The 22,208-nt window shown below is 67.7% G+C and carries 25 protein-coding genes and 1 tRNA gene; 9 read left to right on the top strand and 17 right to left on the bottom strand.

Annotation, left to right across the window (positions count from 1 at the left end):
* Positions 1–54: 54 nt before the first annotated feature.
* From N415_RS23950 to N415_RS23940, 3 genes are read left to right on the top strand one after another with little or no spacing between them, the layout of a single operon-like run.
* Positions 55–1,182: an NDMA-dependent alcohol dehydrogenase gene (locus N415_RS23950; RefSeq protein WP_068187366.1), complete on the top strand. Its 1,128-nt coding sequence runs from the start codon at positions 55–57 to the stop codon at positions 1,180–1,182.
* 15 nt (positions 1,183–1,197) lie between these two features.
* Positions 1,198–3,210 carry an FAD-dependent oxidoreductase gene (locus N415_RS23945; protein ID WP_068187364.1) on the top strand — a complete coding sequence of 671 codons (2,013 nt, stop codon included), beginning with the start codon at positions 1,198–1,200 and terminating at the stop codon, positions 3,208–3,210.
* A 15-nt stretch (positions 3,211–3,225) separates the two neighbouring features.
* The gene (locus N415_RS23940) at positions 3,226–3,648 is read left to right on the top strand and encodes a ketosteroid isomerase family protein (protein ID WP_068187362.1); all 423 of its coding nucleotides are present in this window, start codon (positions 3,226–3,228) and stop codon (positions 3,646–3,648) included.
* 291 nt (positions 3,649–3,939) lie between these two features.
* Here N415_RS23940 and N415_RS23935 read toward each other — a convergent pair whose 3' ends face one another.
* A complete protein-coding gene (locus N415_RS23935; protein WP_068187360.1) occupies positions 3,940–4,587 on the bottom strand; it encodes a dihydrofolate reductase family protein in 648 nt (215 codons plus the stop codon).
* Positions 4,588–4,679: 92 nt separating this feature from the next.
* Between N415_RS23935 and N415_RS23930 the strand changes: the two genes are divergently transcribed.
* Positions 4,680–5,084: an HIT family protein gene (locus N415_RS23930; protein WP_068107860.1), complete on the top strand. Its 405-nt coding sequence runs from the start codon at positions 4,680–4,682 to the stop codon at positions 5,082–5,084.
* Here N415_RS23930 and N415_RS23925 read toward each other — a convergent pair.
* On the bottom strand, positions 5,072–6,514 hold the full coding sequence (locus N415_RS23925) for a HAMP domain-containing sensor histidine kinase (RefSeq protein ID WP_068187358.1): 1,443 nt from the start codon (positions 6,512–6,514) through the stop codon (positions 5,072–5,074). The genes N415_RS23930 and N415_RS23925 overlap by 13 nt on opposite strands.
* A 28-nt stretch (positions 6,515–6,542) precedes the next feature.
* Positions 6,543–7,262, bottom strand: a complete 720-nt coding sequence (gene phoP / locus N415_RS23920; RefSeq protein ID WP_067155676.1) for a two-component system response regulator PhoP — start codon at positions 7,260–7,262, stop codon at positions 6,543–6,545.
* A gap of 170 nt (positions 7,263–7,432) precedes the next feature.
* On the opposite strand from phoP, the gene N415_RS23915 reads away from it, so the two are divergent.
* Positions 7,433–8,152, top strand: a complete 720-nt coding sequence (locus N415_RS23915; protein ID WP_068187356.1) for a hypothetical protein — start codon at positions 7,433–7,435, stop codon at positions 8,150–8,152.
* Positions 8,153–8,271: 119 nt separating this feature from the next.
* On the opposite strand, the gene N415_RS23910 is transcribed toward N415_RS23915, so the two are convergent.
* Positions 8,272–8,347: transfer RNA gene (locus tag N415_RS23910), tRNA-Thr, on the bottom strand.
* 701 nt (positions 8,348–9,048) lie between these two features.
* Here N415_RS23910 and N415_RS23905 point away from each other — a divergent pair.
* Positions 9,049–9,390, top strand: coding sequence for a hemophore-related protein (locus N415_RS23905; RefSeq protein ID WP_068187354.1), 342 nt, complete (start codon positions 9,049–9,051; stop codon positions 9,388–9,390).
* 38 nt (positions 9,391–9,428) lie between these two features.
* On the opposite strand, the gene N415_RS23900 is transcribed toward N415_RS23905, so the two are convergent.
* On the bottom strand, positions 9,429–10,211 hold the full coding sequence (locus N415_RS23900; RefSeq protein WP_081665469.1) for a cutinase family protein: 783 nt from the start codon (positions 10,209–10,211) through the stop codon (positions 9,429–9,431).
* Positions 10,212–10,488: 277 nt separating this feature from the next.
* On the opposite strand from N415_RS23900, the gene N415_RS32335 reads away from it, so the two are divergent.
* A complete protein-coding gene (locus N415_RS32335; protein WP_173817342.1) occupies positions 10,489–10,632 on the top strand; it encodes a hypothetical protein in 144 nt (47 codons plus the stop codon).
* Here the strand turns inward: N415_RS32335 and N415_RS23890 are convergent, their stop codons facing one another.
* Positions 10,633–10,863 (bottom strand): deoxyribodipyrimidine photolyase, encoded by a 231-nt coding sequence (locus N415_RS23890; protein ID WP_068130155.1) that lies wholly within the window; start codon positions 10,861–10,863, stop codon positions 10,633–10,635.
* A gap of 191 nt (positions 10,864–11,054) precedes the next feature.
* Between N415_RS23890 and N415_RS23885 the strand changes: the two genes are divergently transcribed.
* On the top strand, positions 11,055–11,801 hold the full coding sequence (locus N415_RS23885) for a DUF4383 domain-containing protein (RefSeq protein WP_161630346.1): 747 nt from the start codon (positions 11,055–11,057) through the stop codon (positions 11,799–11,801).
* Here the strand turns inward: N415_RS23885 and N415_RS23880 are convergent.
* The 7 genes from N415_RS23880 to N415_RS23850 form a co-directional block, all read right to left on the bottom strand.
* Positions 11,798–13,114, bottom strand: coding sequence for a PE domain-containing protein (locus tag N415_RS23880; protein WP_068187350.1), 1,317 nt, complete (start codon positions 13,112–13,114; stop codon positions 11,798–11,800). The two genes, N415_RS23885 and N415_RS23880, sit on opposite strands and share 4 nt — an antisense overlap.
* Positions 13,115–13,213: 99 nt before the next feature.
* Positions 13,214–13,993 (bottom strand): enoyl-CoA hydratase, encoded by a 780-nt coding sequence (locus N415_RS23875; protein ID WP_068187348.1) that lies wholly within the window; start codon positions 13,991–13,993, stop codon positions 13,214–13,216.
* Between the two features lie 102 nt (positions 13,994–14,095).
* Positions 14,096–14,965, bottom strand: a complete 870-nt coding sequence (locus N415_RS32330; protein WP_068187346.1) for an MAP_0585 family protein — start codon at positions 14,963–14,965, stop codon at positions 14,096–14,098.
* A 44-nt stretch (positions 14,966–15,009) separates the two neighbouring features.
* Positions 15,010–15,477 (bottom strand): lipoprotein LpqH, encoded by a 468-nt coding sequence (locus N415_RS23865; RefSeq protein WP_068187344.1) that lies wholly within the window; start codon positions 15,475–15,477, stop codon positions 15,010–15,012.
* 131 nt (positions 15,478–15,608) lie between these two features.
* Positions 15,609–16,256 (bottom strand): S1 family peptidase, encoded by a 648-nt coding sequence (locus tag N415_RS23860; protein WP_068187343.1) that lies wholly within the window; start codon positions 16,254–16,256, stop codon positions 15,609–15,611.
* Positions 16,257–16,389: 133 nt separating this feature from the next.
* Positions 16,390–16,641, bottom strand: coding sequence for a hypothetical protein (locus tag N415_RS23855; protein WP_068187341.1), 252 nt, complete (start codon positions 16,639–16,641; stop codon positions 16,390–16,392).
* Positions 16,642–16,648: 7 nt separating this feature from the next.
* Complete coding sequence (locus tag N415_RS23850) at positions 16,649–17,245, bottom strand: HdeD family acid-resistance protein (protein ID WP_068187339.1); 597 nt, start codon at positions 17,243–17,245, stop codon at positions 16,649–16,651.
* A 271-nt stretch (positions 17,246–17,516) separates the two neighbouring features.
* On the opposite strand from N415_RS23850, the gene N415_RS23845 reads away from it, so the two are divergent.
* On the top strand, positions 17,517–18,704 hold the full coding sequence (locus N415_RS23845) for an AI-2E family transporter (protein WP_081665466.1): 1,188 nt from the start codon (positions 17,517–17,519) through the stop codon (positions 18,702–18,704).
* Between the two features lie 27 nt (positions 18,705–18,731).
* Here the strand turns inward: N415_RS23845 and dmpG are convergent, their stop codons facing one another.
* Genes dmpG through N415_RS23825 form a run of 4 tightly spaced genes read right to left on the bottom strand, consistent with a single transcriptional unit; the run spans position 18,732 to position 22,160 of the window.
* Positions 18,732–19,748 carry a 4-hydroxy-2-oxovalerate aldolase gene (gene dmpG, locus N415_RS23840; RefSeq protein ID WP_068187338.1) on the bottom strand — a complete coding sequence of 339 codons (1,017 nt, stop codon included), beginning with the start codon at positions 19,746–19,748 and terminating at the stop codon, positions 18,732–18,734.
* 2 nt (positions 19,749–19,750) lie between these two features.
* A complete protein-coding gene (locus N415_RS23835) occupies positions 19,751–20,698 on the bottom strand; it encodes an acetaldehyde dehydrogenase (acetylating) (RefSeq protein ID WP_193376500.1) in 948 nt (315 codons plus the stop codon).
* 11 nt (positions 20,699–20,709) lie between these two features.
* Positions 20,710–21,507 (bottom strand): fumarylacetoacetate hydrolase family protein, encoded by a 798-nt coding sequence (locus N415_RS23830; RefSeq protein ID WP_068187336.1) that lies wholly within the window; start codon positions 21,505–21,507, stop codon positions 20,710–20,712.
* Positions 21,504–22,160, bottom strand: a complete 657-nt coding sequence (locus N415_RS23825; protein WP_068187334.1) for a TetR/AcrR family transcriptional regulator — start codon at positions 22,158–22,160, stop codon at positions 21,504–21,506. The genes N415_RS23830 and N415_RS23825 overlap by 4 nt, the downstream gene beginning before the upstream one ends.
* Positions 22,161–22,208: the final 48 nt, after the last annotated feature.

The following is a 22,208-nucleotide window of genomic DNA, read 5'->3' as shown; positions in this document are numbered from 1 at the left end:
CGGCCGGCCCCTTTCGCCGACACTCGGGTCAGGGCATGCTGATGGAGGTCCTTCATGAAAACAAAAGGCGCGCTGATCTGGGAATTCAACCAGCCGTGGTCCATCGAGGAAATCGAGATCGGTGACCCGCAGGCGCATGAGGTCAAGATCCAGATGGAAGCGGCCGGGATGTGCCATTCGGATCACCATCTAGTTACCGGCGGCATTCCGATGGCGGGCTTCCCGGTGCTGGGCGGACACGAGGGCGCGGGCATCGTCACCGAGGTGGGGCCCGGCGTGGAGGACATCGCCCCGGGCGACCACGTGGTGCTGTCGTTCATCCCGTCCTGCGGGTCCTGCCCGACGTGTCAGGCCGGCATGCGCAACCTGTGTGACCTCGGGGCGGGGCTGCTCGGCGGCGCCGCGGTATCCGACGGCACCTTCCGCATCCAGGCCCGCGGCCAGAACGTCTTTCCCATGACGCTGCTGGGCACCTTCTCGCCGTACATGGTCGTGCACCGCAGCTCGGTGGTGAAGATCGACCCGTCGGTCCCGTTTGAGGTAGCCGCCCTAGTCGGCTGCGGCGTCACCACGGGCTACGGTTCGGCGGTCCGTACCGCCGACATCCGGCCGGGCCAGGACGTCGCCATCGTCGGCGTCGGCGGCGTGGGCATGGCGGCGCTGCAGGGCGCCGTCAACGCGGGCGCGCGCTACATCTTCGCGATCGACCCGGTGGAGTGGAAGCGCGATCAGGCCCTGAAGTTCGGCGCCACGCACGTCTACCCCGACATCAACGCCGCGCTGGCGGGCATGGCCGAGGTGACCTATGGCCTGATGGCCCACAAGGTGGTCGTGACGGTCGGCGAGCTGCACGGCGCCGACGTCGACGCCTACCTGAACATCACCCAAAAGGGCGGCACCTGCGTGCTGACCGCGATCGGCAGCCTGCTCGACACCAACGTGACCCTGAACTTGGCGATGCTCACCCTGATGCAGAAGAACCTGCAGGGCACCATCTTCGGCGGCGGCAACCCGCAGTACGACATCCCGCAGCTGCTGTCGATGTACAAGGCCGGCAAGCTCAACCTGGACGACATGATCACCCGCCAGTACAAGCTTGAGCAGATCAACGACGGCTACCAGGACATGCTGGACGGCAAGAACATTCGCGGCGTCATCCGGTACACCGACGCCGACCGGTAATCCGACCGGTCCTCGGTGACCAGCTTTCCCCACCTCTTGGCGCCGGGACGAATCGGCGCCATGACGGTACGCAACCGGGTCGTCATGTCTCCGATGGAGACGATGTACGGAGCCCCGGACGGGCTGCCGTCACAGCGCACTCGCGACTACTTCGCCGCGCGCGCTAAGGGCGGGGTCGGCCTGATCACGTTGGGCGCCACCGGCGTCGACCATCGTCACCCCGAGACGCCGGGCGGCCTGCACCTGGCCACCGACGACGCGGTCGAGGCGCACCGGGCGCTGGTCGAAGTGGTGCACGAACACGGCGCCAAGATCCAGCCCCAGATCGTGCACGCCGGACCCGACGGGCTCGGCCCGGAGATGTTCGGCGTCACCTCGCTGGGCCCCTCAGTGATCCCGTCCTACCTGACCGGGCGGCCGTCGGTCGAGATCAGCAAGCGCCAGCTCTGCGAGGTGTTCGATCTGTTCAAGGCCGCGGCGCGCCGTGCCGTCGAGGCTGGCTACGACGGTATCGAGCTACACGCCGCGCACGGCTACATGTTGCTGGGTTCTTTCCTTGCGCCGCAACGCAATCGGCGCACCGACGACTACCGGGGCGACTCGGCACGCGGCCGGGTGCGGGTGGTGCTGGAGGCGCTCGCCGCGATCCGCTCCGAGATCGGCGACGCCTTGCCGATCACGTTGCGCATCTCCGGCTACGAGCGGGTCGCGGGCGGCCGGCCGATCTACGAAACCGCGCGGCTGGCCACCGAACTCGTCGCCGCCGGCGTGAGCGCATTCCACGTCAGCGGCGGCGTGATCGACCGGCTGGTCACCGGGATGGTCAACGGCGCGGACGACGGCGACGAACTCAACGTCGGCGCCGCGGCCGCGGTCAAGCAGGTGGTCGACGTGCCGGTGATCGCAGTGGGCCGCATCCACGACCCGGTGCGGGCCGAACGGATCCTGGCCGACGGGCGCGCCGATTTCGTCGCGATGGGGCGTCCGCTGCTGGCCGACCCGGACCTGCCGGGCAAGCTGCGGTCCGGCCGTGCGCATCGGGTCCGCAAGTGCATCTCGTGTGAAAACTGCATCGACGCAATGGAACAACGCTTTTCGGTCGACTGCGCCGTCAATCCACGCACCGGCAAGGAGCGGGAACTGGCCGCGACGCGCGCCGACCGAACCAAGCGGGTGGTGGTGATCGGCGGCGGTCCGGCCGGGCTGGAGGCCGCCCGCGTGGCGGCCGAGCGCGGCCACCGCGTGACGCTGTTCGAGCGCGGCGGCCAACTCGGCGGGGCCTTGCGGTGGGCGTCGGTCCTGCACCCGGAGAACCAGCCCTTCCTGCAATACCTGCGCGGGGAAATCAAGGCCAGCACGGTGAAAGTTCGTCTGGGTCGCGGTGTTTCGGCCGACGAGGTGGCCGCACAGGCCCCCGACGCGGTCGTGGTGGCCACCGGCGGCCGCGTCGCCGTGCCGGCCATTCCCGGCGCCGAGCTCCCGCACGTGCACACCGGGCCCGGGCTGCGCGAATTGCTCGATGGCCGACTGTTCGCCGGCCGGCGACAGCGGCTGGTGCACCCCGCGGCATTCCGGCTGGCGAGTCGCGCGTGGATGCCGGTGGGCCGGCGGGTCGCCATCATCGGCGGCGACCTGGTCGCCCTCGAACTCGCCGAGTTCCTCGCCGCCCGTGGCCGGTTCGTGTCAATTCTCGAGGCGGGCAAGGACATCGCGCCCGAGGTGGGCAACAAACGCAAGACCGAGCACATGGATCGCCTCGACCGGCTCGGCGTCACCGTGCACGTCCGCGCGGCCGTCGAAAGGATCACGCCCCAGGCCGTGGTGTTCACGCCGGCCGGCGGTGCCACCCGGCACCTGACCGCCGACAGCGTCGTCATCGCCGGAACGGTCCAGCCCGACACCGGCCTGTTCGACACCCTGGTCGCCGCCATGCCGGGCGCCATGGTGCACGCCGCCGGCGACTGCACCGGCCTCGGCCTCATCCGCAAAGCCACCGAGGAAGGCGCACGCGCCGCGTGCGCAATCTAGAGACAGGAGAACAGCATGACCGAAACCGCTCAGGCCTCACCGGCTCTGGCCGCGTCGCAATCCTCGTGGCGCTGCGTGCAAGCCCACGACCGGGAGGGCTGGCTCGCGCTGATGGCCGACGACGTCGTCGTCGAGGACCCGATCGGCAAGTCCGTCACCAACCCCGACGGCGACGGTGTGAAGGGCAAGGAGGGCGTCGCGGCCTTCTACGACAACAACATCGCGGCCAACCAGCTGACCATCACCTGCGAGGAAACGTTCCCGTCGAGTTCGCCCGACGAGATCGCCCATATCCTGGTGCTGCACAGCAAGTTCGAGGGCGGGTTCACCAGCACGGTGCGCGGGGTGTTCACCTACAAGGTCAACGATGCGGGCCTGATCACCAACATGCGCGGCTACTGGAACCTCGACATGATGAAGTTCGGCACGGAGGAGTGAGGCCGCTTAGCCGATGCGGCCGAGCCCGGTGAGGTTGCCCTAGTGTCAACATCTTCCGCTGAGGCCGCGAGCGATCGGCGAAGGCGTCCTGTCACATCCGTCACGTTGGCCTCTGACGGGAGGGATGCTCCTTCGTGCCCGCCTCGGAGCGACAATCCGGCGTGATCGAGTGTGCGCCTGCAGTTGTCGCTGTGAGGCGGGCACAAAAGGTGCCCGCTCCAGCGGAGACTCCTGTGGCGGGTGTGACTCCACCCGCGCCGTCTGGCCGGTTGCCCGGCTCGCCCGCGACGCCTAGCGGCGCGTGAAGCTCAGATGCGTGACGCCGCTCGGGCTGGTCACCGACTCCACCGCAAACCGCTGCTCGAGGCCTTCCAGTCCCTGCCACAGCGATTCCCCGCGCCCCAAGATGATGGGCACCACGGCGACGTGCATGCGGTCGACCAGGTCCTCGGCGAGGAATTGCCGGATGCTCGACGGTCCCCCACCGAGGCGAATGTCGCCGCCTCCGGCCGCTTTTCGGGCGATCTCGAGGGCTTCCGCCGGGGTGGCGTCGATGAAGTGGAAGGTGGTGCCGCCGTCCATCTCGATCGATGGCCGGGGGTGGTGGGTAAGCACGAAGACCGGGGTGTGAAACGGCGGGTCGGCTCCCCACCAGCCTTTCCATTCGTCGCCGCTGATCCACGGGCCACGCTGTGGGCCGAACTTGTTGCGTCCCATGATTTCGGCGCCGATGCCAGGCTCCCAAGTGCGGGCCAGGGCGTCGTCGATGCCCGTCGTCCCACCGGACTCGCCGTGCATCGCGCGGAAGGTGCGCGTCCCGAAGAACCACTCGTGCAACCGGCCGCCGGCGTGCCCGAACGGCGCGTCCTCGCTTTGTCCCATGCCCGTGCCGAAACCGTCCAGGGAAACCGAAAAATTGTGCACGCGCACCTGTGACATGGCGAGACTCCTCTGCGTCGATTGTCGTCGCAGGATTGACCGTCCACACCCGCCAAACTCATCGGTCGAACGCCGAACCTATGCTGGGGGCCATGGCGTCGATCTTCACCAAGATCATCAACCGTGAACTTCCCGGCCGCTTCGTCTACGAGGACGACGACATCGTCGCGTTCCTGACGATCGAGCCGATGACGCAGGGCCACACGCTGGTGGTGCCCCGCGCCGAAATCGATCAATGGCAGGACGTCGACGGCGCGGTGTTCGCCCGCGTCATGGCGGTGAGCCAGCTGATCGGCAAGGCCGTGTGCAAGGCGTTCCGGGTGGAGCGTGCCGGCCTGATCATCGCCGGGCTGGAGGTGCCCCATCTGCACGTCCACGTCTTCCCGACCCGCAGCCTGAAGGACTTCGGTTTCGCCAATGTGGACCGCAACCCCTCAGCGGAATCCCTCGATGCGGCCCAGGCCAAGATCAAGGCGGCGCTGGCTCAGCTGGCGTGAACCGGCTCCGGCGCGGGGATGTCGCTGACCCGGGGCAGCGTGACGCGGAAGCAGCACCCCTCGCCGGGTGAGGTCGTCACCGTGACGTCACCGCCGTGCGCGCGCACCAACGAGTCGACGATGGACAGCCCGAGGCCCGTGCCGCCGCTGGCCCGCGCTCGCGACGAGTCGGTGCGGTAGAACCGCTCGAACACTCGCGACGCGTCTTGCTGACTCATTCCCGGTCCCTTGTCGGCCACTTCGAGCACCGCGTCGTTGCCCGCGGTGCCGACCCGGATGGTGACGTCGGCGCTGGGCGGGGTGTGCTGCAGGGCGTTAACGACGAGGTTGCTGAGCACCTGGCGAATCCGGGGCTCGTCGCCGAGCACCTCCGGGGTGCCGGGCCCGTCCAGGACCTCCATGGTGATGGCGCGCTTGGGGTCGATCGCCTGTGCGTCGTGCACGGCGTCGCTGGCCAGCGCGAGCAGGTCGACGCGGTTGTGTTCCAGCGGCCGCTGCACGTCCAGCCGGGCCAGCAGCAGCAGGTCGTCCACCAGCAGGCCCATCCGGCTGGCCTCGCTTTCGATGCGCGACAACAGCATCGACACGTCGCGCGCGGCGCCCTGGCGATACAGTTCCGCGAAGCCGCGGATGGTGGTCAGCGGGGTGCGCAGCTCGTGGCTGGCGTCTGTGATGAACCGCCGCATCCGTTCCTCGGAACCGCGCGCCTTCTCGGCAGACGACTCCGAAGAGGCCACGGCTTGCTGGATCTGGGTGAGCATTCCGTTGAGCGCCAACGAAAGTCGCCCCACCTCGGTTCGGGGATCGCGTTCGGGCACGCGGCGATCCAGCTGGCCGGCGGCGATGTCGGCGGCGGTGTGTTCGACCTCGGTCAGTGGCCGCAGGCTGCGGTGCACCACCGCGAAGCTGGCGATCCCGACGACGGCGAGCACCGCCACGCCGATGCCGATCTGCAGCCAGACCAACGAACTGAGCGTGTGCTGCACGTCGGACAGGTCGACCGCGACCGTCGTCAGGCCGTGCGGCCCGCGCACCGACACCGCACGCCACTGGATGTCCGAGCCGTTGACCGAGGGCAGCGTCGTCGGATTGGGTCCGACGTCGTTGTTGGGCGGCAGCGCCGGTTCGGCGTTGCGGTCGTTGATGGCGGTGAACGGGGTGCCGTCGGTGCCGATGCCGCGCACGTAGAACTTGGAGGGCGGGCGGCCGGGATCGGGGCCCTCGTAGGGCGGCGGCGACTGGCGCCGCGGGGCCTGCGCCCAGCTGCGCGACGCGTCGAGCAGCGTCTGGTCGATCCGGCTGATCAGGCTGTGCCGCAGGATCGAGGTGACGGCCAGGCCGGAGACCGCCAGACCGCAGGCCACCAGGAGCAGCGTGGCGGCCACGAGGCCCACCCTGAGCGGCAATCCGCGTCGAACCTTGTTCGGCATTCCCATCTTCCTCGCTACCGCTCGCCGCTCAGCGCGGCTCCCGCAGCACGTAGCCCACGCCCCGCAGGGTGTGCAGCAGCCGCTTCTCCCCCGTGTCGATCTTGCGACGCAGATACGACACGTAGGACTCGACAACGTTCACGTCGCCGCCGAAGTCGTAGCGCCACACATGGTCGAGGATCTTCGGCTTGCTCAGCACCGTGCCCGCGTTGATCACGAAGTAGCGCAGCAGGGTGAACTCGGTGGGCGACAGCGACACCGGTTCTCCAGCCTTCCACACCTCGTGGGTCTCCTCGTCGAGTTCGATGTCGGCGAAACTCAGGCGGGCGTTGCGCGGTTCGGCCCCGCCCTTGCCGGCGCGCCGCAGAATGACCCGCAGCCGGGCGACGACCTCCTCGAGGCTGAACGGCTTCGTCACGTAGTCGTCGCCGCCGAGCGTCAGGCCCGCGATCTTGTCCTGCAGGGAGTCGCGGGCGGTCAAGAACAGCGCCGGGGCGTCGATGCCGTCCGCGCGCAGCCGCCGCAGCACCCCGAAGCCGTCCATGCCCGGCATCATCACGTCGAGGATCACCGCGTCGGGGCGGGCGTCACGAGCGCGATCCAGTGCCTGGGCGCCATTGGTTGCGGTGTACACCTCGAACCCCTGGAACTTCAGGCTGACGGAGAGCAGTTCGACGATGTTGGCCTCGTCGTCGATCACGAGGACGCGAGCTTCCGGTTTGGATCCGCTTTGGCTGGGCGCTGTCATGAGGTCACTTCTGTCCTTTGCTTGAACCTTTATTTGGAGAAGCCTTTCCAATTATTGTGTGATTCCTGAAAGCTCGATGCCAGTCGTCTGCTAACAGCCTGCAAAGAATCATGGTATGAGCTTGGAACGACTGGGTTCCCGCAGGGGTGTCGCGAATAGACTCTGAAGGCATGAACTTCGCCAAGGGAATCGTGTCGCTCGCGACGGCCCCCGCGCGGGTCGGGCTGGCCGCGGCCGACGCGGGCTTGAACGTCGCTACCGCGGCGGTGGGGGTGGCGAAGCGTGCGCTGGGCGACGCCGGGGACTCCGGGACCTACGCGATGGCTTCGATGTTCGGGATCGACGAGGCGATCGTGCGCGCCAACCGGCTGGCCCGGCTGCTGGACGACGACGCGCCGCTGGGACGCGCCGTGGCGCCCGACGGCCCGTTGGACCGGTTGCTGCGACCTGGCGGCGTGGTCGACATGCTGACCTCGGAGGGCGGCGTGCTCGACCGGCTGACCGCGGAGGGCGGCGCGCTGCAGCGCGCGCTGCAGCCCGGCGGGCTCGCCGATCAGTTGCTCGACGAAAACGGGCTGGTCGAGCGGGTGCTGTCCGAGGACGGGCTGGCGGACCGGCTGCTCGCCGAGGGCGGCCTCGTCGACAAGCTCACCGCCAGGAACGGTCCGCTGGAACAGCTCGCCGACGTCGCCGACACCCTGGCGCGGCTGACCCCGGGGATGGAGGCACTGGAGCCGGCCATCGCGACCCTGCAGGACGCCGTCGTCGGCCTGACCATGGTGGTCAACCCGTTGAGCAACATCGCCGACCGCATTCCGCTGCCGGGCCGGCGGCGTCCGTCGTCGTCTCGGTCGGTGCGCTCAACGCGCATCATCGAGAGCGACGAGTGACCCGTTAGGCCGGCACCCTGGTTTACCCAGCCTCCTTGGCTGAGGGACAGCATCAATAAGACCGGCCGTCGGCGTACCGCAGTCGCCGGTAGTAGCGACCGTTGCCGCGATTCCTTGCTTGGAGCCGCGTGAGAGACTCGAACTCTCGACATCCGCTTTACAAGAGCGACGCTCTACCAACTGAGCTAACGCGGCCGGGGTCGGCTCGATGAGCCATGAAGATTCTACGACGCGGTGATGCCGTCGGACTTGCGAGCCGAGGCGCCCAGCCTCATCGATCAGCCGGGTCTGGTTCCGTTTCACTGGCGGGGGGACGCGGGTAAAGAGTTTTGGGGCGCGCGCCAAGCCCGCCCCGTCGCGCTCTTACTCAGCCCGCGGCGGTCATGATGGCGGCTTCCGAGGGCATCCTTTCCACCGGTAGAGGTGAAGAAAATGCGTAAACCACCAATCATCGCCGCTGGGCTGGCGCTAGTCGCCCTGGCATTCAGCGTCGGGGTAGCCCAAGCTGACTATGTGGATCCGGACCCGAATGATCCCGGCCTCCAATCCAACTGGCCGTGCGGCGTGACGGTCGGACCGGTGACCACGAGCACGGGATTAACGGTCATTGGAGTACGCGGCGGCAAGCCATGCCCACCGCCGCCCGCACCGGCTGAACAACACTGACCGTTCCGCTAGTTCATTTGACGACACTTACGGTGAGACGCCCACAGATAATGCGTGCTGGGCCGCCTTGGTAAGCGAGCGGTCGTCTGCTCAATCCTGACAAGGGCCTCATTCCTCGAGATCAGATTTCAGAAGCTTTTAGCGCAATGACGAGGCTGCTAGCGTCGCGAAGAAAGACGGCTCGTGGTCGGGCAGCGGGTTAATGGTGCATCGGTAGGAAGGCGCACGAAATGGCCAAACACTCGCCGGCAAGACTGGTTGTCGTGGTTTGCGCTTCGGCGTTGGCATGGACCACCGGGGCCGGGGTCGCGTCCGCAGACCCAGATCTGACTCCCCTCATAAACACGAACTGCAGTTATCCGCAAGCGGCGGCGGCGCTGAACGCGGCTTCGCCCGACGGTGGCGCGGAGTATGCGACTTCCCCGGAGAGGCAGACCTGGCTACATGCATTTCTCGACTCGGGGGCTGAGCAGCGCCGGCAGTTGATCCAGCAGCAGGCGGCCGAGGTCAACAAGTACGCCGGACTTCTCGTGACGATGGCCAACACCTGCAAAAGCTATCCAGCCGGCTAACGGCGGGATACGAGCAGTCCCATTCCCAGGCAGCGCTGTTAGAGATGACTCACAGCGAATGCTGCGGCGTCGTTCGTCATCCCGTTCGTGCTGTACATGAGGTGTGCGAGTCCCGGCTGCGGGTTGGGGACGCCGGAGCAGATGTCGTCACCGGGAACGCACAACTCGATGGTCTTGGGCGCGTAGAGCGGGCCGATCCTGATGGGCGGCGCGCCGTAGCTGCCCAGGAACTGGTCCGAGGGCTTTCCGAACAGTGCGACTGCGGCGACGTGGTTAGCGATCTGCGGCGGCATCGGCTTGGGTACGTACGGCATGTACTCAGCAGGTACTTCCTTCGGTACGGAAGCCGAGGTGAGGAAACCCGCGATGACTGCGCCTTGGGAGTAGCCGCCGATCACCATCCTGGTGTTCGGGCAGTTCGCCGCCGTGGACTCAACGTGGTCCCTCGCGTTGTAGATCCCGTTCATGACGGTGCTGAGGAAGGGCAAGGCGGCTTGCAAATCGCCGGCGGGAGGAAAATCGCCGCTCGCGGGGTAGTCAACCCCGTATACCCCGATCGACCGATTGCCGGCTTGCGCGCGCAGGGAGTCGACAAATGCCTGTCCCACCGCGCCAACGCCCGGTGGCTCGTAGGTACCGCGGGCGAACACGACCTCAATGTCGGGGCATGGTTGGGCGGACGCGGACGGGACGGGTGTCCCCAGCAGCGCCGCGCAGGTCGCGACAGCGCCAGCCCCAACGAAACGAACGATCTGGCGGGCGCTGACGACGATCAGCAGGCGACGCGCCCACCCAGCTTGTATTGGTTTCCTGACTATCATTTGCACCCCACAGTGTCGCGACAACCCCCGACCCGTGGATGCGTTAATGCTGCCACACCGAGCGGGGAAATACCCCCCCTGTCAGCAAATTACCGCGCCCAACGGGCCGGCTCCGCCGCTATGTATGACCTCGGCCGGCCCGTGGTCGTGTCGGAGTTGCGCCGAGGTGGCGGCTCGGCGAATCATCGACACCTAACATGAGCAATCTTCTCGGCGTCACTGGTTGAGCGTGGCCCTTAGGCGTGTTGACGAGTTGAAGCCCGGAGACAGGATCCGCATGAGGATCGGGCACGCCACCATCGTCGCGACCGAGCCCCTCGACGACGACCGAACCCTGATCACCTTTCTCTACGGGACGCAAGGGGCCGCCGACAACGACCTCACGGTGGATGTACTGGACGACGACGAGTGGGGTTGGTAATCACGACTTCTTCGACGGGATGACGATGACGACGATCAGCGTCAGGATCGAGAAGAACAGCCCGAGCAGGCCCCAACCGAGGGCGCTGCGACCCTTCATGCCGGCGATCAGAGCGCACACGATGGCGGCGATGATGCTTCCGATCGCGACGAAGATGCCTTTGATCCCCTTGAGGATGATGCCCGCAGCTTCGGGTTGTTGTGCCGCGGCAAGGACAACGCTGTGCAACATGATGCCTCCTCGATGAACGACACAGTCCGGACGTGCGCCGATCTGACCGGATAGATACCCAACCGGGCGGGCAACCATGCCAGGAGCAGGGACCGCTGGAGTAGTCCGGCCGGTAGCGGGTAGCCGGTGCTCGAGCGTTTTTTCAGTCTGGAGGTCACGCGATGCCGGTTACCGCGGGTCACGTTCCCGGCATGACGTCGGGTTTGCGCAGGGTCCCCATGGACCCGGGGCGCTTCCACAGCGGGCGTTGGTTCCTGCTGATCGAGGGCGTGCTGGTGAGCGCGTTCGGCATCGCCGGGTTGGTGTCCGCGGCAATGCATCCGCACGCCGGACCCACCGGCGCCCCCGTTCTCGGCCTCACGTCGACCCCGGCGCACAGCGGCCTGCTGCTGGCGTTCGGGGTGGTGGCCATTGCGGCCGTCGTGCATCGCCGCGCGGCGGTGACGGTCACCGCGGTCAGCGCGGTGGGCTACACGATGTTGTTGTTCTTCACCAGTGTCGCCACGGCGCGCAGGGTCCCGACGCCGATGGGCTTCCACTCCGCCGACATCTTGCTGCACGGGATTCTGGCGGTGGTCAACCTCGCGCTGCTGATGTGGCTGATTCCCGACGAGCTGGGAGACGAGGTCTGGGCGCCGCGACGGCGCCGGGGGCGGGATCGGCGGGAGCCCTCGCCGCCCGGGGCGGCCACGGCGCCGGTCCCCGCGCCGGCACCGGTGCAGGAGTCGGGTACTCCCGCAAGCATGCCGCAGCCAGCCGCCCCGCCGGTCAGCGTTCCCCAACCTCTCGAGCGGTCGAGGAGCGAAGCTTCCGACGAGCCCTCGGCCTACCACGGCGTGGAGACGGACGCTGTGCGATCACGCCGCGCCGCAGTCGCTGTGGCGGTCCTCGCAGCCGCCGTCGTTATCGCCGTCTGGCTACGCCGCCGCGGTCGCTAGAGCAATCCGGTCAGCTCGGCCGTCAGCCCACTGACGCTGGTGTTGGTCACGGCGTGGATCAAGTCGCGGCCCACCGCGACCGGGAAGTGAACCGTGGCCGCGGCGACCTCGTCGACACCGTTCTGCACCGCGCCCACGATCGTCGCCGGATCGCCGGTGCCAAGGGCCGTCAAGCTGTTCCACGCCGCGAATTGCGGCGCCGTGATCAGGTCGCGCACGTCGACGAACAGCTTGGTCGGCAAGGTCGGCGGCCCCACCGGCACGCCGTCCCAACTGACCAGCGACCAACCGCCCTGGGGACTGCCCTGCACCACGACGACGCCGGTGTTGGGCAGTGGGTGGGTGAGCATCAGCAAGGGATCGGGATTGTTGACGTTCATCAGCGTGCCGACCTCGATCGCGAACTCGCTGGAGAACGCGACGTCGGTGATTTGGCCGTTACCCGGGTTCACGACGGGGTTCGTCATCGCGGTGCCATACATCGTCTGCATCGCGTGGGTGAACCCCTGGTCGAAAACGATCCCGTTGATGTGGGCCGAGCCAGGGCCGAGCATCGGCACGATGGGGAATCCGAGCGTCCACGCCAGCGGCGCAACCAAATACAGCAGGCCCTGGGGGCTGATGTCCGGTGCGCCGTCGAACACGCCCGCACTGATCTCGTTGAGCCCGGCCAATATTGGCACGTTGTTCATGCCGGCGAAGAACGCGGTCTGCTGGACCCTGGTCAGCTGCGACTCGAAAACCCCCGCGAAGTTACCTTGCGCCCCGAGCGCGGTGCCGATGGCCGTCGCCTGTTGCATGCCCAGCGGCGTGAGGGGCAATCCGGGCACGGCCGTGTCAATCAGGTTGGCGGCGTTGCCAACTGACTGCCCGTGCCGCACGAAGTCGATGACGATCGACTGCTGGTTGCCCCCGGTGCCGAACAGCGCCTGGTCGATCGCGCTTCCGAACGGGCTGTTGGCCCAGGCCCCGGTGATCGTGTTGAGCGGAGCGTTGAGGAACGCCTGCAGCTCGCTGGAAAGGCTGGCGGCGTTGACCGCCTCGGTGGCCGTGTACGACGACGACGCCGCGGTCAACGTCTGCACGAACTGCTCGTAGTACGTCGTCGCCCGCGCCGCCGCCGCCTGATAGTCCTGGGCGTGCGCGCCGAACACCGCCGCGATGGCCGCCGACACCTCGTCGCCGCCCGCCGCCGCCAGCTCGGTAGTCGGAAAGGCCGCGGCCAGATTGCCGGCGGTCACGTCCGAACCGATGCGCGCCACATCGGCCGCGACCGTCTCCAATATTTCTGGCAGAACGAGCACAGATGACATTCGCCTAAACCCCCCGGTTTGGTTTTGAGTACTAGCCATCATGGAGCGCGACGGGCGAAGGTGTGGCCGATTTCGACCAATCGCCGGCACGCGAAAGGCTTACCGCCGAGCGTCCTTGCGCGCGAGGAACGCCCGCATGTGCTGTTGCGGCTCGCCGGTCAGAAACGCCCGCCCGAACTGCTCGACGCTGTCCTCGACGGCCCTCTGCACGGTCATGTCGAACCAGCTGTTGAGGAGGCGCTTTTGTTGCCGGACCGCCTGCGGGCCGAACCCGCTCAGCTTGGCGCCGAGCTCGGCGATGCGAGCGTCGAGGGCGTCGGCCGCGACGACCTCGTGCACCAGGCCCCAGGCGGCGGCCGTGCCGGCGTCGATCGTTTCACCCGTGAGCAGCAGCCAGGTCGCATGCGAGGCCCCGATCAGCCGTGGGATCAACGCCGCATGGATGACCGACGGGATGCCGACCGCCACCTCCGGCATCCCGAATTTGGCACCCGACTCCGCGATCCGCAGATCGCATGATGCCGCGACCTCCAATCCGCCGCCGAGGCACCAGCCCGCGAGCCTCGCGATGACCGGAACGGGGCAGTCGCTGATGGCCTCGCACAGCCCCGCGAGCCGGCGGATGAACACTTCGGCGCTGGACCGGTCGAGGGTGACCATCTCGTTGATGTCGGCTCCGCCGATGAACGCCCTCTCGCCCGCTCCGCGCAACACGACGACCCGCGCGTCGCCGTCCTGGCCGACGGCGCCGAACGCCTCGGTCAGCGCCTCGATGGCGGCGGTGCCGACGATGTTCAGCGGCTCGGAGTTGATCAACTCGATGGTGGCCGAGCCGCCATCGCGACCGAGCCTGACGAATTGGCTGTCCGTCGTGTGCATGCTCTACGCGTACACGAGTCGCGGGGAAAGGTCAGCAACAAAAAAGCCGCCCCGGCGCGGGCCGGGGCGGCTTCTCGTCTGTCTCTGCGGGCCTGCGAGGCGTCAGTACAACGGAACCCAGACGCCGAAGAACCAGTAACCCCAACCGCCGTAGTACCAGTTGAAGACGGGGAAGACGGTGAAGGTGTTGTACTCGAACGGGCCGAAGTCGGACCGGGCGTAGACCACGTCGCGCGGCGGGCCGTCCCACGGGCGGTTCCACCCGCCGGGAGGCGGCGGGCCGTCCCATCCGCCGGGGGGCGGCGGGCCATACCAGCCGGGCGGGGCGTGGTGCGGGGCCGGGCCGTCGTTCCAGCCCCACCCGCGCTCCGGCGGCGGAGGCGGCGCGCCGCGGCCTACGACGCTGAATTGGACATCCCCCGCCGGGCCGCCGATTTCCGCGCTCGCCGTGACCAGATCGCGGCGCGGGACGTAGGCCGGGTGGGGCGGCTGCGTGCTCGGCGGGTTGAGCGCCGGGCGCGCCTCCCGGCCGGACGGCGGGGTGGTTTGCCCGCTCGCGGGCGCGGTGGTTTGTGCGCCCGGCGCCGTCGTCTGCCCGCCCGGCTGGGTGGTTGCCGGACTCGACGGCTCGCTGCCTCGGGTCCACGACGGGTGCGTGCTTTCGGTCGCGGGCGGCTCGCTGGAGTGGGTCGCCGGCGGCTGCGTGCTCTCGGTGGCCGGCGGCTGCGTCGAGTGCGTCGCCGGCGGCTGGCTTTGGGTGGCCGGCGGCTGGCTTTGGGTGCTTGGCTCATGGGTCTGCGGCGGGTTCTGCGGGGCCTGCGTCGCTCCGCCGCCGCCACCACCGCCGCCGCCGCCGTGGCAGTTCGGGCACGGCGGTGGCGGGTCCAGCGGCGCCGAGCTGGCGAACCCCGGGTTCAGGGCGGAGATGCTCAGTCCCGCCGCGACCGCCGCCGCGCTGACGATACGTTTCATAGACATTTCAGTGCGTCCCCTCTGGTGGGTGTAGATCGCCTGCGCTACGGGCAGGTCACGTCCAGTTCGAATGGCTTGGTCACCGTCTTCGGCTGCTGCGGATTGCTCATATCCGTGCCGGTCGCGGTGCCCTTGATGGCGTAGGACCTGCCATTGACGGCAGCCCCTGCGTTGCTCGCTTGGTTGGGGGCGGCGTCGGAGAAACCGAGCGCAATCCCGTTGACGCTGCCCAGTCCGACCGAATGGACGATCGGCGGATTGTCGTTGCTGACCACCGCCCCGACTCCGGCCGTCGGGTCGCCGATGCCGATGGTGGTGACGCCGTTAGCCGAGTTGCACGTGACTTGGCCGCTGACGTTCTGGTTTTGGCCGTCGACGACTACCTGAGGTCCGGCCGCCGCCGGCGCGGAACTCGATGACGTTCCCGTGCTGGACTTGTTACTCGAACAGCCGGCGCACGCCGCGACCACAACGGCCACTCCCGCTACCCCGACCACGATCCCACGCTTCACTACTGATCTCCTTGGTGTCGCTGGTTCGTACCATTTCGTTGACAGGCTCCAATAGACGGACGCTGACAAACGCCGCTCCGGCGGATACCCGATCCCGCAAATTGCAAACGCCAGTTCTCAGGGCCGCGGCCTCAAGGCAGTACGTGCAAGCCCCACCTGCCGAGCAGTGGATTCACGAGTGCGAAGTACGTCGTGTAATCGTCGTCATCGGGCGACGACATCAACAGGCCGACGGCGCTGACGGTGCCGTCCGGGTTCTTCACGAAGCCCGGGCTGCCGCTGTCGCCGTTGAGGCTGTACACGCTAGCTTCGACGACGTCGCCCTCGATGCCCTTGACGGCGCCGCACGTCTCACCGGTGACAGCGCCGATCTTGCAGAACGGCATGCCGACCTGAATCTGGTTCGCGCTCAGCACATCCCGGACCACATACCGGCCACCGACGTGGCCGACCGGCGTGCCGACGCTCGGATCAAGGCGGATGATCGCGGCGTCCCTCGTGTCGGCTTCGTGCTCGCTGGCCGTGATCCGGCCCAGCGGCACATTATCGCCGTAGGTCCACGCCGAGCCGTCGTGGGCGTCGCAGTGCCCGCTGGTCATCAGGTAATAGCTGCCGTCGTTGCCTTGGGCGGCGAAACCCGCTGTGCACCTGCTGCTTTCGTCTTCGACTTTGATGCCCGGCTCCACACCCGGATTTGCCCACACCGGACTCGCCAAGCCCACCGCGGCAATGACGACGGCACCGACCAGCCCCAACCCCCGCAACCACCGCACGGTCACGCCGCCTCTCTTCTCGTGTAGGGCAGCATGTTAACAGCGCGACCACCGGCCCGCGCTACGAAGTGGCGTGCGACGCCCTCAAGCGCGGGTGCTCGGAGGGTATGGATTTGTTATGGACAACGACAGAGACTGATCAGCATTGTGCGCCCTCGGCTATGGTCAGCTCCCAATCCAGCCACGCCGTCGCATAGCGGATCTTCTTCTTGGCGTCATCGATGGCTTCGGGCTTGAGCCGCAACCGATCGAGGATCCGCTCGGCAACATGCCCCGAGTGATCGGATAACCCTTGCGCTCCGCAACTGCAGGACACCCCCGAATCGTCGACATCCTGCACCGCGCGGTGCTTTTCGATGATTTCGCGAATGGGTGCGATCAAATCGGGCATGCCGACCTCAGCTGGCGGCACCGGCCAGACGCCCCATTCCTTGCACCGCGTGGTCGGCGGTCCTGCGGGCCCGCAATGCCCAGACGATTTGACAGATTCCGATGACCACCAGCCACGCCCCGGTGACGAGCGCAAGCATGACGATGCTGTCGAAAGGCCAGGTGATTATGACCATGCCTGCGATGGTTGTGAGGATCCCAAGGAAGGTGTGCCATGGCCGCTCCGGCAGCTCCGGATGGCTTATCGCCAGCACCGCCTCCGTGACGCCTTGGAAGATGAAGCCGACGCCGATCCAGATCGCCAGCAGCAGAACCGCGTAGCCGCCGCCGAAATGCCGGAAAGCCAGCACGCCCAGGACGACCGAGAGCGCTCCGGAGATGAAGTACAGCACCCGGCTGGCGGCCGGCACATCGAACGTCAGCGCGAAAGCGACCTGCGCAATGCCCGAGACCACCAGATACGCGCCGAACAACACCGCCGCTACGAGGATTGATTTTCCGGGCCAGATCAGCACCACCACGCCCAGCGCCAGGGCCATCACCCCGGACGCCAGGACCGTCTTCCACAAATCACGAAATATTTCCGGTGTCTGCACTGCGGTCATGGCACGCTCCTTAACGCGTTGTGGTATCCGCATCCAAAATCGTGCGGCTTTGCGGGCCGCGCACCTAGGGCACAAAGTCCCTGATCCGCGGTGAATCGCCGCGGTCGGAAGCGTCTGTCTGGCAACCGCTTCGGCCGAACGGCGACAGGAGCGCTCCGAACGCCCGTGCCTGCCGGTAGGCGCGTGTCATTGCGACCGGATGAGCCCTGCGCCCGTCACGCTGTAAAGACGTCGGGCCAGGAGCTGCCCGGCTCGGGTCGATGAACGGGGCATGCACGTGGTTGACAACCCGGAGCCACAACAAGACCTTGCCGATCGGGGCCATCACCGGTTGGTGGGTCGCCCACACGGCGCCGACGAAGGACCGATCGTCGACGCCGAACAGCGCGCCGCGCAACTGCGTTCCGACGCACATCAACTCGGCCGGCGCGGGCAGCCGTTCAACCGGCGCTCCCCGTTCGTTGTGGGGCTGACCGCGTCAGCCGGCGTGGCCGTGACGTATGGCGCGGTGCTCGTCCTCGGGTCAATGTCGTCGGTGCTGGTGTTGATCGGCGTGGCGATGTTTTTCGCACTGGGACTCGAGACCGCCGTGTCGTGGCTCGTCAACCGCAGGGTGCCGCGCTGGGCGGCGGTCACGATCGTGCTGACGGCCGTGTTCGCCCTCATCGCCGGCACATTGGCCGCGACCATTCCCCCGCTGGTGCAAGAGGCGCGTCAGCTCGTCGACCAACTGCCGCATTACCTGCAGCACGCCCAGGACCGTTCGTCCCTGATAGGCAGGATCAACGAACGCGTCCACCTGCAACAGCGAATCACCGACCTGGTCAACGGGTCCGGCCGGTTCACCGTCGCGGGGATCGTCCGGACCGGGTCGGAGGTGTTCGGCGTCATGTCGCACGTCGGCATCGTGGCAATGCTTACCGTTTACTTCCTCGCCGACATGCGCCGCATCCGCGCCGGCTTCTACCGTCTCATGCCCAACTCTCGCCGGCCGCGCGCCATTCTGATCGGTGACGAGGTGGTGGCCAAGTTTGGTGCGTATCTGTTTGGGAACGTGCTGACTTCGGTGATTGCGGGGGCCGCCACCTTTGTGTGGTGTCTCGTTCTCGACGTCCCATACGCGGTGCTGCTTGGCGTAGTGGTGGCCGTCTTGGACCTCTTCCCCTACGGTTCGACAGTGGGCGGATTCATCGTCGCCGCGGTCGCGCTGAGCGTCTCGATCCCCGTCGCCATCGTGACCGTTCTCTTCTACATGGGCTTCCGGTTGGGTGAGGATTATCTGTTGACGCCCAAAATCATCGGCCGTGCGGTGCGAGTGCCGGCCGGCGTTACCGTGGTCGCCGTGCTCCTCGGCGCGGCGTGGCTGGGCGTGGTCGGGGCGTTGGTGGCGATCCCGCTCGCGGCGGCCGTGCAGCTACTCATGCAACAGCTGCTGTTCCCGGTGCTCGACGAGGCGTGAGCTGCGCCGAATACCCTCGGGAAACGGTCAGCGCGGCGCCGCGCCCGACAGGTCCAGGGCGATGTCGACGAGCATGTCTTCCTGGCCGCCGACCATCCCGCGACGCCCGGCCTCGACCAGCAGCGTTCGCGCGTCGACACCGAACCGCTCCGCCGCCGCCTCCGCATGGCGCAGGAAGCTGGAGTACACCCCGGCGTAGCCGAGCGTCAGCGTCTCGCGATCGACGCGCACCGGACGTTCCTGCAGAGGGCGGACGAGGTCATCGGCGGCATCCTCAAGGGCATTGAGATCGCAGCCGTGCTCCCAGCCCATGCGGGTGGCGGCCGCGATGAAAACCTCCAGCGGGGCGTTGCCCGCGCCGGCACCCATGCCGGCCAGGGACGCGTCGACGCGATGACACCCGTGTTCGACGGCGACCATCGAGTTGGCCACGCCCAACGACAGGTTGTGGTGGGCGTGGATGCCGATTTCGGTTTCCGGACAAAGGTTTTGGCGCACCGCGTCGACCCGCTCGGCGACGTCGCGCATGGTCATGGCGCCGCCGGAGTCGACGACGTAGACGCAGCCGGCCCCGAAGCCCTCCATCAACTTGGCCTGCTCGGCCAGCCCCTGGGGAGTGGTCAGGTGGCTCATCATCAGGAATCCGACGGTGTCCATGCCCATCTCGCGGGCCGCGGCGATGTGGTGTGCGGAGATGTCGGCCTCGGTGCAGTGGGTGGCGACCCGCACCACGCCGGCCCCGGCCCGATGTGCCGCGGCCAGGTCCCGGATCGTGCCGATTCCCGGCAGGATCAGGGTCGCGATCTTCGCCCGGCGCACCACGCCGGCGACCGCCTCGATCCACTCCAGGTCGGTGTGGCCGCCGAAGCCGTAAACGCAGCTTGAGCCGCCCAGCCCGTCGCCATGAGCGACCTCGATCGAATCGACGCCCGCGGCGTCCAACGCCGCGGCAATGTCGGCGACCTGCCGCAGCGTGTATTGGTGGCGAACCGCGTGCATCCCGTCCCGCAGCGTGACGTCGCTGATATAGAGCTGCTCGGCCATGGTTACACTCCTACGTTCGTCATCTCGTGTGCGGCAATGCTTTTGGCGGTCGCCAGCGCCGCGGAGGTCATGATGTCGAGGTTGCCGGCGTACGCGGGAAGGTAATCCGCGGCGCCCGTCACCTGCAGCAGCGTGGTGACCCTGGTGCCGATGAACTTCCCGGTCTCGGGAATGTGTAGCGGCTTGTCGGGACCGAAGGTCTCGAACTGCACCGGCTGCTTGAGCCGATAACCGGGAACATAGTCCTGGACCCGCTCGATCATCGCCGCGATGGACGCCTCGACGGCGGTTTGGTCGCAGTCGCCTTCCACCAGGCAGTACACCGTGTTGCGCATGATGACCGGCGGATCGGCCGGGTTGAGGACGATCACCGCTTTGCCGCGCTGCGCCCCGCCGACGACCCTCAGCGCGGTCGCCGTGGTCTCGGTGAACTCGTCGATGTTGGCCCGGGTGCCCGGGCCGGCGGACTTCGACGAGATCGCTGACACGATCTCGGCGTAGGCCACCGGCGCCACCTGGTTGACCGCGTCCACAATCGGGACGGTGGCCTGCCCGCCACAGGTCACCATGTTCAGGTTGGGCTCGTCGATGTGGTCCTCCAGGTTGACCACCGGCACACAGAACGGGCCGATGGCGGCGGGAGTCAGGTCGAGCACACGTACACCGGTGTGGCGCAGGGCCTCCCAGTGCTTGACGTGAGCCTCGGCGGACGTGGCGTCGAACACCAACCGGATCTGGTCGAAGCCCGGCATCGCCAGCAGCCCGTCGACGCCCTGCGCGGATGTCGGCACGCCGGCCCGCTTCGCCCGCGCCAGCCCGTCGGAGGCCGGGTCGATGCCGATCAACGCCGCCATCGTCAGCGGTCCGCCACCGCGCAGGATCTTGAGCATCAGGTCCGTGCCGATGTTGCCGGACCCGATGATCGCCACCGGGAATTGTTGACTGGCCATGGGTTTCTCCTCTACTCGAACGTGACGCTGACGGCGCCCAGGGCGGTGATCGTGGCCGCCGCGCGGTCGCCCGCCCCGACAAACGCGGCCCCGGTGTAAGAGCCGGACATCACGAACTGCCCCGCGTCGATCCCGGTTCCGTACTCGGCCAAGGCGTTCGCCAGCCACGCGACGGCGACGGCCGGATCGCCCATGACGGCGGTGCCCTCCCCCGTTTCGACCAGCGCGTCGTTCAGGTAGAGCGCCGCGGTGGTGCCGGACAGCGGCGGCGCGTCGGAGATCGGTACCCACTCGCCGAGCACCACCGCACCGGAGCTGGCGTTGTCGGCAATGGTGTCCGCCAGCGTGATCCGCCAGTCGGCGATGCGGCTGTCGACGATCTCCAGCGCCGCGGCCACCGCTTCGGTGGCCGCCATCACCTCGGCGACGGTCATCCCCGGACCGCGCAGCGGCGCCCGCAGGAGAAACGCCACTTCGGGTTCCACCCGCGGCGCACAGAACGCAGCACGCGGCACCGAAGTCCCGTCGGACAGCACCATGCTGTCGAGGACGTAGCCGAAGTCGGGCTCGCTGACACCCAGCAGGCTTTGCATCGGCGCGGAGGTCAGCCCGATCTTGTGGCCGCACAGCAGCGCGCCATCAGCCAGGTGACGGGCCAAGTTGCGCCGCTGTACCGAATAGGCTTGCGCCACGCCGAGATTCGGATAGGTCTCGGTCAGCGGCGGGATGGGACTGCTGCCCAGCTGTGCCGCATACAGCCGCCTCGCGGCGTCGTCGAGCTGCGGGTCCCGTGCGGTCACATCGATCATGTCGGTTCTCCGGACTCCAAAAGCTTCGCTGCCGCCTGGAAGACCAGGCGCACATGCAGGTCGAACAGCTTGAGCAAGTCGACCGAGTCGCCGCCGACCTCCTTGGCGATGAACAGGCCGTCGGCGCCGGCGATCGCATAGGTGGTGAGCAGGCGCACGCCTTCGTCGTCGAGCTCGGGGGCAAGGTCGCGCACGACCGCCTCGAACCGGTGAAACGCGCGGTCGCGAACCTCGAGGAACATCGCCCTGGCGCGCGGCTCGACCGGGCGGCGCTCCAGCGCCAGCATCAGGCCCAGCCGGAGGAAGTCGGGGGCATCCAGCAGCGCCTTGGCCACCTGCATCCCGAGCTCGTTCACCCGCTCCGCGGCCATTTCGCCGCCCGGCAGGTCCAGCGCGGCCAGCCAGCGGGCGAAACTTCGCTCGATGACGGCGGCGATCAGGTCGTCCTTGTCGGCGAAGTGCCAGTAAATGGACGTCGGCGGCAGGCCGCTCTTCTTGCTGACCAGGGAGATGGTGGTTCCTTCGTAGCCGCGTTCGGTGGCGACCTCGGTCGCCGCATCGAGAATCCGCTCGCGCGACTGTTCCCCGTTGGCCCGGGTGCGCCTGCGGTCGCGAGGTCCGGTCGCGCCCGCCTTTTCGGGTTCTGCCGTCACGTTCCCTCCTTTTTGGGTGTTGACGCTCACGGTACAAAAGCTTACTGT

The organism is Mycobacterium sp. UM_CSW, from assembly GCF_000455205.1.
In the GTDB taxonomy this organism is placed as follows: domain Bacteria; phylum Actinomycetota; class Actinomycetes; order Mycobacteriales; family Mycobacteriaceae; genus Mycobacterium.
This window is presented reverse-complemented; position numbering and strand designations above follow the sequence as displayed.